This is a genomic window from Arthrobacter sp. 05L421 (genome assembly GCF_056397785.1).
The window spans coordinates 19,823-33,039 of record NZ_JBFTOC010000020.1 but is presented as its reverse complement, the minus strand read 5'-3'; the positions used below and the strand labels follow the sequence as shown (position 1 = coordinate 33,039).

General features: G+C 67.0%; 12 protein-coding genes and 1 tRNA gene. 8 read left to right on the top strand and 5 right to left on the bottom strand.

Annotation, left to right across the window (positions count from 1 at the left end; translation table 11 throughout):
- Nucleotides 1-130: 130 nt before the first annotated feature.
- Nucleotides 131-607, top strand: a complete 477-nt coding sequence (aroQ, locus tag AC1DKQ_RS18540) for a type II 3-dehydroquinate dehydratase (RefSeq protein WP_476884446.1) — start codon at nucleotides 131-133, stop codon at nucleotides 605-607.
- A 2-nt stretch (nucleotides 608-609) separates the two neighbouring features.
- Nucleotides 610-1,215 carry a DUF2332 family protein gene (locus tag AC1DKQ_RS18535; protein ID WP_476919778.1) on the top strand — a complete coding sequence of 202 codons (606 nt, stop codon included), beginning with the start codon at nucleotides 610-612 and terminating at the stop codon, nucleotides 1,213-1,215.
- A 22-nt stretch (nucleotides 1,216-1,237) separates the two neighbouring features.
- Here the strand turns inward: AC1DKQ_RS18535 and AC1DKQ_RS18530 are convergent, their stop codons facing one another.
- Entirely contained in the window at nucleotides 1,238-2,422 is a 1,185-nt protein-coding gene (locus AC1DKQ_RS18530) for a MarP family serine protease (RefSeq protein ID WP_476884444.1), read from the bottom strand.
- Nucleotides 2,423-2,637: 215 nt separating this feature from the next.
- On the opposite strand from AC1DKQ_RS18530, the gene AC1DKQ_RS18525 reads away from it, so the two are divergent.
- Entirely contained in the window at nucleotides 2,638-3,315 is a 678-nt protein-coding gene (locus AC1DKQ_RS18525; protein ID WP_011693220.1) for a Crp/Fnr family transcriptional regulator, read from the top strand.
- Between the two features lie 275 nt (nucleotides 3,316-3,590).
- Here the strand turns inward: AC1DKQ_RS18525 and AC1DKQ_RS18520 are convergent, their stop codons facing one another.
- The 3 genes from AC1DKQ_RS18520 to AC1DKQ_RS18510 are packed head-to-tail and all read right to left on the bottom strand — an operon-like array spanning nucleotide 3,591 to nucleotide 5,255.
- Nucleotides 3,591-4,502, bottom strand: a complete 912-nt coding sequence (locus AC1DKQ_RS18520) for an NUDIX hydrolase (protein ID WP_476919777.1) — start codon at nucleotides 4,500-4,502, stop codon at nucleotides 3,591-3,593.
- 16 nt (nucleotides 4,503-4,518) lie between these two features.
- Nucleotides 4,519-5,097 carry a RidA family protein gene (locus AC1DKQ_RS18515; protein ID WP_476919776.1) on the bottom strand — a complete coding sequence of 193 codons (579 nt, stop codon included), beginning with the start codon at nucleotides 5,095-5,097 and terminating at the stop codon, nucleotides 4,519-4,521.
- Between the two features lie 2 nt (nucleotides 5,098-5,099).
- Nucleotides 5,100-5,255 carry a DUF4177 domain-containing protein gene (locus tag AC1DKQ_RS18510; protein WP_009359196.1) on the bottom strand — a complete coding sequence of 52 codons (156 nt, stop codon included), beginning with the start codon at nucleotides 5,253-5,255 and terminating at the stop codon, nucleotides 5,100-5,102.
- A 37-nt stretch (nucleotides 5,256-5,292) separates the two neighbouring features.
- Between AC1DKQ_RS18510 and AC1DKQ_RS18505 the strand changes: the two genes are divergently transcribed.
- The 5 genes from AC1DKQ_RS18505 (at nucleotide 5,293) to AC1DKQ_RS18485 (ending at nucleotide 12,739) form a co-directional block, all read left to right on the top strand.
- The gene (locus AC1DKQ_RS18505) at nucleotides 5,293-7,578 is read left to right on the top strand and encodes a transglycosylase domain-containing protein (protein ID WP_476919775.1); all 2,286 of its coding nucleotides are present in this window, start codon (nucleotides 5,293-5,295) and stop codon (nucleotides 7,576-7,578) included.
- 3 nt (nucleotides 7,579-7,581) lie between these two features.
- A complete protein-coding gene (locus tag AC1DKQ_RS18500) occupies nucleotides 7,582-8,529 on the top strand; it encodes a metallophosphoesterase (protein ID WP_476919774.1) in 948 nt (315 codons plus the stop codon).
- Nucleotides 8,530-8,852: 323 nt separating this feature from the next.
- Nucleotides 8,853-10,676 (top strand): ABC transporter ATP-binding protein, encoded by a 1,824-nt coding sequence (locus AC1DKQ_RS18495; protein WP_476919773.1) that lies wholly within the window; start codon nucleotides 8,853-8,855, stop codon nucleotides 10,674-10,676.
- Nucleotides 10,673-12,568 carry an ABC transporter ATP-binding protein gene (locus tag AC1DKQ_RS18490; RefSeq protein ID WP_476919772.1) on the top strand — a complete coding sequence of 632 codons (1,896 nt, stop codon included), beginning with the start codon at nucleotides 10,673-10,675 and terminating at the stop codon, nucleotides 12,566-12,568. The genes AC1DKQ_RS18495 and AC1DKQ_RS18490 overlap by 4 nt, the downstream gene beginning before the upstream one ends.
- Nucleotides 12,569-12,662: 94 nt before the next feature.
- Nucleotides 12,663-12,739: transfer RNA gene (locus AC1DKQ_RS18485), tRNA-Pro, on the top strand.
- A 234-nt stretch (nucleotides 12,740-12,973) separates the two neighbouring features.
- On the opposite strand, the gene AC1DKQ_RS18480 is transcribed toward AC1DKQ_RS18485, so the two are convergent.
- Nucleotides 12,974-13,192, bottom strand: a complete 219-nt coding sequence (locus tag AC1DKQ_RS18480; RefSeq protein WP_229995200.1) for a hypothetical protein — start codon at nucleotides 13,190-13,192, stop codon at nucleotides 12,974-12,976.
- Between the last annotated feature and the right edge of the window lie 25 nt (nucleotides 13,193-13,217).

Sequence of the window (13,217 nt, the reverse complement as noted above, 5' to 3'; positions counted from 1 at the left end):
TCCAGCAGGTCGACGCCGCAGTACGCTGCGTTCCGCCTAGCGGACAGTGCCCCGATAACGAGGTGCGCAGATAAAGAAGTGGCCGGTAACGTACAGCGCGTGGATGCCGCAGCGCGATAGATTTGCAGACATGACTGAAGCCACACCCGCCAGCGGCGCAGGCCGCGGCACCATTCTGGTACTCAACGGACCCAACTTGAACCTGCTCGGCACCCGCGAGCCGGAGAAATACGGGACGGCGACCCTGGCCGACGTCGAACAGCTCGCCAAGGACGCCGGCGCAGCACACGGCATGGACGTCGAGTGCTTCCAGTCCAACCACGAGGGTGCACTGGTGGACGCCATCCACGCCGCACGCGGGAAGGCGGTGGGAATCGTGATCAACGCCGGCGCCTACACGCACACGTCCGTGGCCATCCGGGACGCCATTTCCGCTGTTGCCCTGCCGACGGTCGAGGTGCACATCACCAATGTTCACGCCCGCGAGGCCTTCCGGCACCATTCCTACCTTTCGGACATCAGCAAGGCCGTGATCGCCGGCGCCGGGATCCTGGGCTACCGCTTCGCAATCGAATACCTCGCCGGACTGCACGCGGACAAGGGCTGAGCATGTCCCCCACGGGGCCCGCATCCCCGTCCGGGGACTCGGGCGGGGACTCTGCCACGGAGTCAGCCACTGAATCTGCGACAGCGCAGTGGTACCGGCACTTCGGCGCGGTCGATGCCCCGGGTTCCTCCCCGTGCTATGCCGCGTGGGCACTGGGGATCGCCGGTGACGCCGAGCTGATCCGGCGGATCGATCAGTGGCCGCACAACAAGCGGCAGCCGCTGCTGATCCTCGCGGCGGCCCGGTTCCTCGGCGCACAGGTCAGCCCCTACGGAGACTTCCGGGCCTTCCTGGCCGATCACTGGGCCGAAGTCGCGGAAATCGTTCTCTCGCGGTCCACCCAGACGAACGAGGCCGGACGCTGCGCCACACTGTTGCCGTCACTCGCCCAAATTTCGGCCGTTGAGGGCCGTCCGTTGGCCCTCATCGAGGCGGGCGCCTCTGCCGGGCTGGCTTTGTTCCCTGACCGCTACGGCTACGAGTTTGTCCGTGCACGGGCCGACGGCGGCGCGGCGGGCAACGCTGCCGACGATGGCGCGGCGGAATCGGGCGCCGTCGGGGGGACGCGGACCCGGCGGAGGTCGCTGAACCAGAGACGACACGGCTGATTCCGGCCGGCGCCACGTCCGGCTATTTCTTGATGCACTGTCCAGACGAGACAGCACTGCCCAGACCCGGCGCCTGGGCAGCCACCGGGCTGAGGTCAGCCATGGTGATCGCAAATCCGAGTGAGGACTCCGATGTGGCCTTAGCAAAAACCACCCCCGCCACCTGCCCGTCCATGGTCAGGAGCGGGCCGCCGGAGTTGCCCGGCTGCACGTCACCGGCCAGCCGGTACACGTCCTCGGGTGACGCATTTTTGCCGTAGATGTCTGGGACCAGCACGGTGGCGATGTCCTGCACTGTGGCCGGCTTGGACTGGAAGGGCCCGCCGTGCGGATAACCGGCGAAGGCCGCGGCGCTGCCGGACGGCAGGTCAGCGGCCAGCGCTAGGGGTTCCGAGCGCAGGCCGTCCACCGCCACAACGGCGAGGTCGTGCTGGGAGTCAAAGTAGACGACGCGCCCGGGCAGTGCGCGGCCGCCGGGCGTTTCCACCACCGGCTCGTCGACTCCGGCGACCACGTGGGCGTTGGTCACCACCCGCCCGGGGGCGACCACAAAACCGGTTCCGGTCTGGTTCTGGCCACACTGGTAGGCAGTTCCGGCGATCTTAAGTACAGACGCAGCGGCCTTGTTCAGCGCCGGCGTATCCGTGCTGGTGTTCGGGATGGCAACGGGCCGGCTCTGGCCGAAGCCGTCCAGCAGGGTGGGGATGCCGTCGCCCATCACGGCAGAGCGCAGCTGCGCCATCGATGCCTTGACCGGCGTGGGCGTCGCGCCGTCGATGAACCTGATGACCTTGGACTCCGCGAGCTGCTCCGACACGAACGGCACGCCCAGAGCCCCGATGCTGAACGCCAGCATCGACATCACGAGGGCGGACACCACCACGTTCACGCCCCCGCCCACAAGACGGTCCACCGCGCGCAGGGGGCTGAACGGGACCACGCTGCGGATTTGCCGCCCGATCATGGTGCCGAGGCCGTTCCCCACGATCATGAGCAGGACGGCCGTGGCAACGATTGCTGTCAGGCGCCAGCCGCTGTCCTCTACCAAGCCGCTGACGATGGGAACGGAGACGAAGGCGGCGACGGCACCGGCAGCGAATCCCGCGATGCCGCCGAGCGTCACAAGGAAGCCGTTGCGAAGACCGTGGATAAGGTAGGACAAGAGCGCCACAACCAACGCCACGTCCAAAATGGTCAGGCCAAACACCGGGGCTCCTTACAGACAGTTCAGCGACGATTGTACCGGTGTAAGCTGAACGTTTGCCGACCGGCCGTTAGCCTGCGCAGGGATCTGCGCGGACTTCCCGAGCCGTGCGCATTCGGCCCCTTCGGGCGTTTCAGTGCCAACTACGTCACAGAAGCTCCAAAATTCTGAAAGAATGGCTGAAGCGCCCCAGCCGACACAGCTAGTCAGGAGATTTCATGGATATCGAGGTATTGCGCCGCGCCCCCCTTTTCGCCACGCTCGACGACGAGGCGTTCCGTCTGCTGACGGACGAACTTACCGAGGTGGACCTTTCACGCGGTGCCTCGGTATTCCGGGAAGGCGATCAGGGTGACCAGCTTTACTTCATCGTCTCCGGCAAGGTGAAGCTCGGCCGCACGTCGCCGGACGGCCGCGAGTCACTGCTGGCCATCCTCGGCCCGGGCGAACTTTTCGGCGAAATGGCACTGTTTGACCCCAGCCCGCGAACGGCCACGGCAACTGCCGTTTCCGAGACGCGCCTCGCCGGCCTGAAGAACGAGAGCCTCAATGCGCTGCTGCGCACCCGCCCGGAGGTCTCGGCGCAGCTGCTGCAGGCCTTGGCACGCCGCCTGCGGCGCACCAACGACTCCCTCTCCGACCTCGTCTTCTCCGACGTGCCGGGCCGAGTGGCGAAGGCGCTGCTGGATCTGGCCGACCGCTTCGGCCGTCCGGCGACCGACGGCGTCCTGGTCGCCCACGAACTGACGCAGGAAGAGCTCGCCCAGCTGGTCGGCGCCTCCCGCGAAACGGTCAACAAGGCCCTGGCTGAATTCGTGCAGCGCGGCTGGCTGCGCCTGGAAGCCCGCGCCGTCGTCATTCTCGACATGCAGCGCCTGCGCCAGCGTTCCCGCTAGGGATCCGAGCAGCAACCACGAAGGCCGGCCCCGGGAACGGGACCGGCCTTCTGTCGTTTTTGCTCGCCAACTCCTCCTACTGACCCGCTAGGCATTCCCAGCGGCCGCAGCGAGGACTGGACATAATGCCACTATGTCCACCCGCCCGGGCCAACGGAGGACAAGTCCCGGGCCGGCATACTTCAATGAGGGGCATGTCCAGCCCTGGAGACCATGGACGGTCATGCCCCGGGCCGGCACACGGCAACGCGGGACATGTCCAGCGGCGCAGGGACCTAGCGTTCCCGCTGGGGTTCGCCGGCAACCGTCGTGGCGGCTTCAACTTCGAGCATGAGCCGGCCGGCTTCCTCGACTAGCTTGGGCTGGTAGACGTGGGCCTTGCGCTTGTAGCTGAGATAGGCGATGCAGCCGTTGGCCTTGGCCATCTTCTCGAGCATGATCTCCGAGCCGGGCACCAGGAGTTCGCCCAGGGTTCGGCCAACAGTGTTCTCCTGGCCCACCTCATCGCCAAGAACGGTGGTGTCCCGCTGGTCCACGACTTTCCGGCAGCACACCCAGCGGCCCCACATACCCTTGCTGGCCAGCAGCGAGGGCTGCTGGTTCACGGGCACGGTGGCGGCGAAGTAGCGGGTATTGAACCGGCGGTGCGCAAAATCGGGGCTGAGCCAGTTCACCAGGGGCTTGAGCAGGTCGGTGCGCAGCGAGAGTCCGCGCTTGGCGAGCAGGTCGGTGAAGGATTTTTCCTGCTCTGCCACGGCCTCGCGGGCGCGCATCCAGTCGGCGCTGGAGGTCAGCTCCACCGTGGTGGACAGATCGGGGCCGGCCAGCAGGATGCCGGTCTCCTCAAACAGCTCACGGATGGCGCCGACGACGTGGCGGCGCGCCAGCCCGACGTCGGGCGTTCCCATCTGCTCGGCCCAGTGCTGCGGCGAGGGGCCAAGCCAGCCGACGGCGTCGTCGTCGGTTGTATCCAGCGATCCGCCGGGGAAGGCGAGGATACCGAGCGGGGAGGACCCCGTCCGGTAACCGAGCCAGGTTTCCAGGCCTGTGGGCGAGTCCCGCAGGAGGATCACCGAGGAGGCCAGGCGGGGGGCACGGGGCATCCGCTCACCGTGTTCAATCCAGCTCCGGGCTGCTCCCTCGAGATCGGGGGGCAGAACAAACAGGCGACGCGCTAACTGAGGCAACGAAGTGACCGGCCTTCTAGGCGAATTCGGCGATCAGTTCGACTTCGACAGGCGAGTCGAGCGGCAGGACGGATACCCCGACGGCGGAACGTGCGTGCTGGCCGGCGTCGCCGAGGACCTGGCCCAGCAACTCCGAGGCGCCGTTGATGACGCCGGGCTGGCCGGTAAAGGAAGGGTCGGAGGAAACAAACCCGACAACCTTGACGATCCGCGTGATGCGGTCGAGGTCGCCGATCACGCTCTTGACGGCGGCCAGGGCGTTTACGGCGCAGACGGCAGCGTAGGCCTTCGCGTCTTCCGGGGACACGGTGGACTCATCGGCGGCGCCTGCTGCGCCGGCGGACACCTTGCCGGTGGCCTCGAGCTTGCCGTTGATGAACGGCAGCTGCCCGGACGTGTAGACGTGGTTGCCGGAAATGACGGCCGGAACATACGCCGCGACCGGGGCCGCGACGTCAGGGAGCGTCAGGCCCAGCTCCGCCAGGCGCTGTTCGACGGCGGACGACGCGCCGGTGGCCGTCCCGGCAGGGGTGTTTTCGGAGACATTTTCCGCGCCCGCGGACGTGGCCGGCATGGCTTCTGAGGGGGTGCTCATGGCTACTGCTTCTCCCGCTTCAGGTAGGCAACCAGGCCGTTTCCGTCAGGGCCGGGAACAACCTGGACGAGCTCCCAGCCGTCCTCGCCCCACTGGTCCAGGATCTGCTTTGTGGCATGGATAATGAGCGGAATCGTGGCGTACTCCCATTTGGTCATGACATAAAGCCTAGTCGTTGCCGGTAAAGTGGAAAACATGGCGACTGGCAAGAACCCTTTATTTGACACGGCCACCACCCTCGGAAAGATCTTTCTTTTCCTGGGCGTGAGCGCTATTTGTGGCGTCCTGGTGGCGGGCCTCCTGGTCCCCGCGGCGGCCGTTTCAGGCAGCGCGGCGAGCGGTTCGATCCAGTTCTTCGACACCCTCCCGGCTGAGCTGAAGGTCGATCCGCCGAGCCAGTCGACCACGATCCTGGCCTCCGACGGCAGCGTGATCGCCAACCTCTACGCGGAAAACCGCACCCGGGTGTCGCTTGACCAGATGTCCCCGCACATCAAGGACGCGATCATCGCCATCGAGGACAGCCGCTTCTACGAGCACGGCGGCGTGGACACCACCGGCATCCTGCGTGCCCTCGTGAGCACGGCGCGCGGCAACAAGCAGGGCGCGTCCACCATTACTCAGCAGTACGTGAACAACGTCATCAACTCCTCGCTGGAGGCCGAAGGCAAGGGCGACGAGGTCCTCCTCAACGGCGTCAACAAGGGCGTCGGGGACAAGCTCCGTGAAATGAAACTGGCCATCGCGCTGGAGAAGAAGTTCACCAAGGAGCAGATCCTCGAGGGCTACTTGAACATCGTGTTCTTCAACCGGGACGCCTACGGCATCGAAGCCGCATCCAAGTTCTTCTTCAGCACCACGGCCAAGAACCTGACCATTCCGCAGGCTGCACTGCTGGCCGGCGTCGTGAACAGCCCTTCTTACTACGACCCGATCACTAATCCGGAGAACGCCAAGGTCCGCCGCGACCTCGTGCTCCATGCCATGCTGGCCCAGGGCAAGATCAAGCAGGCCGAGTACGACGCAGCGGTCGCGACGCCGGTGACGACTAAGGTCACCCAGCCCCGGCAGGGCTGTGCCTATTCGAAGACGGCGCCGTACTTCTGCGACTACGTGCTCCACCTGCTCCTGAACAACCCGGCTTACGGGGCCGACGCCGCCGAGCGTGAACGGAAGATCTTCCGCGGCGGACTGACCATCAAGACCACGCTGGATCCGAAGGCCCAGGCCGTCGCCCAGGGCCAGGTTGACGGGTCAGCCGGGGCGAATCCGGACAAGTGGGGCGCCTCGCTGGTGTCCGTACAGCCGGCCTCCGGCAAGATCGTCTCCATGGCCCAAAACACCGTGTGGTTCCCGGCGCCCGGCAAGTTCGACCAGACACAGAACTTCAACGTTGACGTCCAGGACGCCAAGGGCAATGACCTCAACGGTCTCGGCGGCTTCCAGCCCGGCTCCACGATGAAGCCCTTCACGTTCGCGGAGTGGCTCAATGAGGGCAAGTCGATGAGCACGCGGCTCAACGGCGCCGTGCGCCGATACTCCCCCGGCTTCCCGTGGAAGAACACATGTCCGACGCCGACGACCGACTTCTACGACAGCACCGCCGGCACCACCGACCTGCAGAACGCCGACGAGGACCACTACAAGTACATGTCGGTCCTTGACGGCCTGGCGAACTCCATTAACACCATCACTTTCGCCTCCGCCGCACAGGTGGACCTCTGCGGCATCCAGCATGTCGTCGACTCCGTCGGCATTCACGGCGGCCTGCCGGACAAGGACAGCCCCAACCCCCAAGTGAATATGACCCGACTGTCCAACCTCATCGGCGCCACCCAGACGGCCCCGCTGACCATGGCCAGCGCCTTCGCCACCTTCGCCAACGACGGCAAGTACTGCGAACCGATCGCCATCGATTCGGTGACGGACGCAACCGGCGCCCAGCTGCCGGCCCAGACCGTCAACTGCCGGGACGCAATCAAGCCCGAGGTAGCCCACGGCGTCGCGTACGCCATGCAGGAAGTACTCAACCGCGGCTCGGGCTCGCTGATCCGGCCCCGGATTTCGACCCGGACCTCCTTCCCCATCGCGGCCAAGACCGGAACCAACGACAACAACAGCTCCACTTGGGTGGCCGGTTACACCAAGGGCCTGGCGACCGCCACGTGGTTTGGCGATCCTCTGGGTGACCAGCAGCGCGCCGGACAGAATGTCACGATCAACGGCAACTTCTACAAGGGCATCGATGGCTACATGATCGCCGGTCCGCAGTTCTCGAACTACATGGCCCAGGTTGCGCCGGCCTACGGCACCGATCCGTTCCAGGATCCGCCCTCGGACATGCTGTACGCCCCGGCGCCGCTAGCCCCGCCTCAGGCCACCATCCCGTCGGAGCGGAGCACGGCACCGGCCACTGAGCCGTCCTCGCAACCGTCCGCCGACCCGAAGCCGGCACCCACGAAGTCGTCCGGCAAGAAGTAGCCGATGACCCTGGGGAACCATCTGGCAAGCCGCGTTCGAAGCGTCGGACGCGGCTTCGCCGTGACCGCCGCGATCGGGGCGGCGGCTGGGGCTGCCGGCGCCGGCTATGGGCTGTGGGAGAAGAACCAGTTCGTGCTCAGGGAGGAGACCCTTCCCATCTTGCCGGCCGGGTTCGGCACGTTCCGGGTCCTGCACCTCTCCGACATCCACTTCGTGCCGGGCCAGCACCGGAAGGCCCGGTGGCTGTCGTCCCTGGCGGAGTTGAGACCGGACCTCGTGGTGAATACGGGCGATAACCTCAGCCACGCCAAGGGCGTTGACCCCCTCGTGGCGGCCCTGCGTCCCCTGCTGGAGTTCCCGGGCGTGTTCGTCCCCGGCTCGAACGACTACTTCGGCCCGAGCTTCAAGAACCCCGCCTCGTATTTGCGCGGCCCCTCGGCACAGCGCCCAGAGCCGGAGAAACTCGACTGGCCCCGGCTGAGGTCCGAGTTCGGCATGTCAGGCTGGGTGGAACTGACCAACCGCTGCCAGTCCCTGGTGCTGAAGGGCATGCGCTTTGATTTCTCCGGCGTCGATGATCCCCACCTGCGCCTCGAACGGTATGCGGGCTGGCCGCGCGGCACCAAGGGCCGGGACGCCGACCCGCACGTGCGCATCGCCGTGGCCCACGCTCCCTACCAGCGCGTCCTCGACCACTTCACCGAAGCCGGCGCCGACCTCCTCCTGGCCGGGCACACCCACGGCGGACAGATCTGCGTCCCGGGATACGGGGCACTTGTCACCAACTGCGACCTTCCCACCTGGCGGGCCAGGGGCCTACACACATGGGAAAGCAACGGCAGCACGACGCCGGTCAACGTCTCGGGAGGCATCGGCACCTCCCGCTTCGCCCCCGTCCGCATCGCATGCCGGCCCGAAGCCGTCCTGCTCACGCTGACCTCCCGCGCCTAGCCAGCCCGCATCTCAGCTGGGCCGCCCTCCGGTCCGACGGGTGGACATGCCCTCCCCTCGCCCCGGGCGTTGGGCATAAACCCACAATGCCCACCCGCCGCGGCCAAGGCTGGACATGTCCTCTCAGGGCTGGCCGCCAAGACTGGACATGTCCCACGGGCACGCGTCCCGCCGCCCGGACCCATTGCGGATCGTAATGACTGGGCGAGATGCTGGAAGCGCTGGGCAACGTGTGAATCCGGTCACGTGATGGCCTAGGGTAGTTGCTACAGGAAACTACATTCAACGGTGCTATCTATGCACGGGCGTCTTAAGAAGCAGGCATGGCCAAGCAGAGTTCATTTTTCACCTCCATCAGCCGTCTCTACCCGCATGTCAGGCCAATCCTGCCGCGGCTGGTCATGGGCCTGCTCTGCGCACTGCTGGCGAGTGTCATGGCGCTGGCCATCCCCCAGGTGCTGCGCGTGCTGGTCAACGAGTCACTGGAGCCTGGCGGCAGCGCGGAAGCCGTCTGGGGCGCCTCGACCCTGATCCTGGTCCTCGGCATCGCCGAGGCAGGCCTCGTGGCCCTGCGGCGGCAGTTCGTCATCAATCCGGCCACCACGGTCGAGACCCGGATGCGGGTCTCCCTCTACGGGCACCTTCAGGACCTCACGGTCTCTTTCCACGACCGCTGGGGCTCCGGGCAGCTGCTCTCCCGGGCCATGACGGACCTGAACTTCCTGCGCCGCTGGATGGCCTTCGGCGCCATCATGCTGGTGGTCACCACGCTCACCGTGGTAATCGGCGTCGCGGTGATGTTCTCCATGAGCTGGCAGCTGGCCCTGATCTTCCTGGCCGCCGCCGTGCCGATCATGATCTACGGATTCCGGTTCCGCACCCGGTTCAGCAAGGTGGCCCGCCGCAGCCAGGACCAGGCCGGGGACCTCGCCACGACGGTCGAGGAATCCGTCCACGGCATCCGCGTCCTGAAGGCCTTCGGCCGCAGCCGCGAGGCGCTGGAGAACTTCAACGAACAGGCCGAGGAACTCCGGCAAACAGAGATCGCCAAGGCCAAGCACCTGGCCACCTTCAGCCTGGTGGTGACGCTCCTGCCCGAACTCGCGCTCGGCGCCGGCCTCGTCGTCGGCATCCTGCTGGCCTCCACGGATCAGCTCTCCATCGGCTCCCTCGTGGCCTTCTTCGCCACCGCCGCCGTGGTTGCCGCGCCGGTCGAGTTCTGCGGCATGCTGCTGGCGATGGCCCTCACAGCGAAGTCCGCGGTGGACAGGCACTTCGAGGTCATGGACGCGCAGAACACGATCACCAGCCCGGACCAGCCCCGCCGGCCGGCCGGGCTCAGCGGCGCCCTCAGCTTCCGCAATGCCTCGTTCGCGTACGAGGACGCCCCGGACAAACCAATCCTCAAGAACATCACGCTGGACATCCGGCCCGGCGAAACGATGGCTCTGGTGGGCATCACGGGCGGCGGCAAGAGCGCGCTGCTGCAGCTGGTCCCCCGCCTTTACGACGTCACCGGCGGTTCCATCACCATCGACGGCGTGGACCTTCGTGAGTTCGGGGTGGAGGAGCTGCGCACCGTGGTCGCCGTGGCATTCGAAGACACCACGCTGTTCTCCAGCTCCGTCCGGGACAATGTCCTGCTCGGCGCGCCCGACGCCGGGTCGGCGGAGGGCCGCGACGCGGCCCTGGAGGAAGCCCTCGACGTCGCCCAGGCCCACTTCGCCTATTCCCTGCCGCACGGGGTGGACACCCTGATCGGCGAGGAGGGCCTCAGCCTCTCCGGCGGCCAGCGCCAGCGCATCGCCCTGGCCCGCGCCATTGCCGCGAAACCGGCCGTGCTGGTCCTGGACGACCCGCTCTCGGCGCTGGACGTGAACACCGAAGTACTCGTCGAGGCCAGGCTGCGCCAGGTCCTCGCGGACACCACCACGCTGATCGTGGCCCACCGTCCCTCCACGGTGGCCCTGGCCGACCGGGTGGCCCTGCTCGAGGACGGCCGGATCGCCGCCGTCGGAACACACGCGGAACTGCTCGCCCAGAACAGCCACTACCGCTACGTGATCGCCAGCCTGGACGCGGAACCGCGGGACCTGGATTCAGAATTGTCCGCCCTCGAGGACCAGTCCGAGGAGATTTCCCGATGAGCAGCGCAACGTTCGGCACCGCCAACGAGGACAACGCCCACCTCAGCAGGAACGAGAGCAAGGCCGTGCGGCGGCGCTCCCTGACCCTTCTGGGCTCCCTGATCCGGCCCGTCCGGGCCCGCTTCTGGCTCACGATCGGCGCCGTCGTCCTCTCCCAGGCCGCCCGCGTGGCCGGACCGGCGCTGATCGCCTTCGGGATCGACCACGCCTTGCCGGCCGTGCGCGCAGGCGACAGCCTTCCCCTCGTGTTCGCCGGGGCCGCCTACCTTGCCGCGGCCGTCGTGGCGGCCGGGCTGACGGCCCTGTACGTGACCTCTACGGCGCGGCTCAGCCAGGCGATGCTGCTGGACCTCCGCGTCCGGGTCTTCCGCCACACGCAGCGGCTGAGCCTGGAATTCCACGAGAAATACACTTCCGGCCGCATCATCGCACGGCAGACCTCGGACCTGGAGGCCCTGCGCGAACTCCTGGATTCCGGCGTGAGCTCGCTGGCCTCGGGCATGCTGTTCATGGCGTTTACGGCCGTGACGGTGTTCGCCCTGGACTGGCGCACCGGGGTGCTGGTGCTGGCCGCGGGGGTGCCGATGTATTTCCTGGCCCGCTGGTACCAGAAGCACTCACAGATCGCCTTCCGCGAATCCCGGGTGGTCTCGGCCCGGCTGATCGTTCACTTCGTGGAGACCATGACCGGCATCCGAGCCGTGAAGGCATTCCGGAAGGAACGCGAGAATGCCGCACGTTACGCCGACCTGTCGGAGGACTACCGCCGCGCGACCGTCCGCTCCATCAACCTCAACGGCATCTTCCAGCCCGGGCTGGTCCTGATCGGGAACGTGTGCGTGGCCCTCGTGCTGCTCACGGGCGGTTTCCGGGTCCTCAGCGGCGACCTCGAGGTCGGCGTGCTCCTGGCCCTGATCCTGTCCACCAAGCGCTTCTTCCAGCCGGTGGACCAGATGGCGATGTTCTACAACTCCTTCCAAAGTGCCCAGGCCGCGCTGGAGAAAGTCTCGGGACTGCTCGAGGAAGTTCCCACCGTGCGGCCGCCGAAGACACCCGTGGCCCTGGCCCACGCGCGGGGCAGCATCGACTTCAACGGCGTCGAATTCCGCTACGGCGACGGCCCGGTGGTCATCCCGCGGCTGGACCTGCACATCCCCGCCGGCCAGACGGTCGCGCTGGTCGGGCAGACCGGCGCCGGCAAGTCCACCCTCGCGAAGCTGATCGCCCGCTTCTACGACGTCTCCGACGGTTCCCTGACGCTCGACGGCGTGGACTTGCGCCAGCTCACCACCGAGGACCTGCGCCGGAACGTTGTCATGGTCACCCAGGAGGCCTTCCTGTTCAGCGGTTCCGTGGCGGACAACATCGCCCTGGGCCGGCCCGAGGCCACGCGCGAGGAGATCGAGGACGCGGCCCGGGCAGTGGGGGCGCACGCCTTCATCACGGAGCTTCCTGACGGCTACGACACCGACGTCAACAAGCGCGGCGGCCGCGTCTCCGCCGGGCAGCGCCAGCTGATCAGCTTCGCCCGGGCCTTCCTGGCCCGCCCCGCTGTCCTGATTCTGGACGAGGCCACGTCCTCGCTGGACATCCCGTCGGAGCGCATGGTCCAGCAGGGCCTCGCGGGGCTGCTGCGCGGCCCGCGGGACACTGCTACCCGGGACACTGCTACCCGGGAAGCGGTCACGCGGGAGGCCCCCGCAGACGCGGCCTCCGGCGCCGGGCGGACAGCGCTGATCATCGCCCACCGACTTTCCACCGTGGAGACGGCGGACCGGGTGCTGGTGGTGCACGACGGACGCGTCGTCGAGGACGGCACCCCAGCGCAGCTGATCGGCCACGGCGGCGCGTTCGCCCGGCTCCACGGCGCCTGGAAAGACTCGCTCGTCTGAACAGCCACTGCCGAGCCCGGCCGCCGGCAGGCCCGATTTCACATCCGGGGCCTTGATCGGATACTCTTGTGAAGTTGCTTTTGAAGCAGCGGATCGGGATGTGGCGCAGCTTGGTAGCGCGCGTCGTTCGGGACGACGAGGTCGCAGGTTCAAATCCTGTCATCCCGACCACAGATAAAAGAGGGCCCTCCACGCGGAGGGTCCTCTTTTGCGTTCCCTGCACTATTCAGTGTTCTGCAGCGGTTCTGCAGCGAGTGTCTTCCAGCGCCGGAGATCCTCCGGCCGCCGGGGACGCTGCCCGGACACGGCAACAGTGCGGCCCCGGGAGAAATCTCCCGGGGCCGCACTGTTAAATCGGGATTGCTTTATCGGGACTGCTAAATCGGGATTGCTATATCGGGGCTGTTACATCGGGTCGGGCCAGTTGCCGACGTTCAGCGAGTGCGTCATCGGGTCGGGCCAGTTGCCCACCGCCTGGGCGGCTCGCATGGGGTCGGGCCAGTTGCCGACGGCGGCAACGTCTGAGACATCGGTCAGTGAAGCAGCGGACAGCACGGCCGGGGCCGCGGCGGAGAATGCCAGTGCGCCCGCCAGCACGGCGCCGGCTGCAATCTTCTTCAACATAGAGTTCCTCAATATGGGTTGGGGT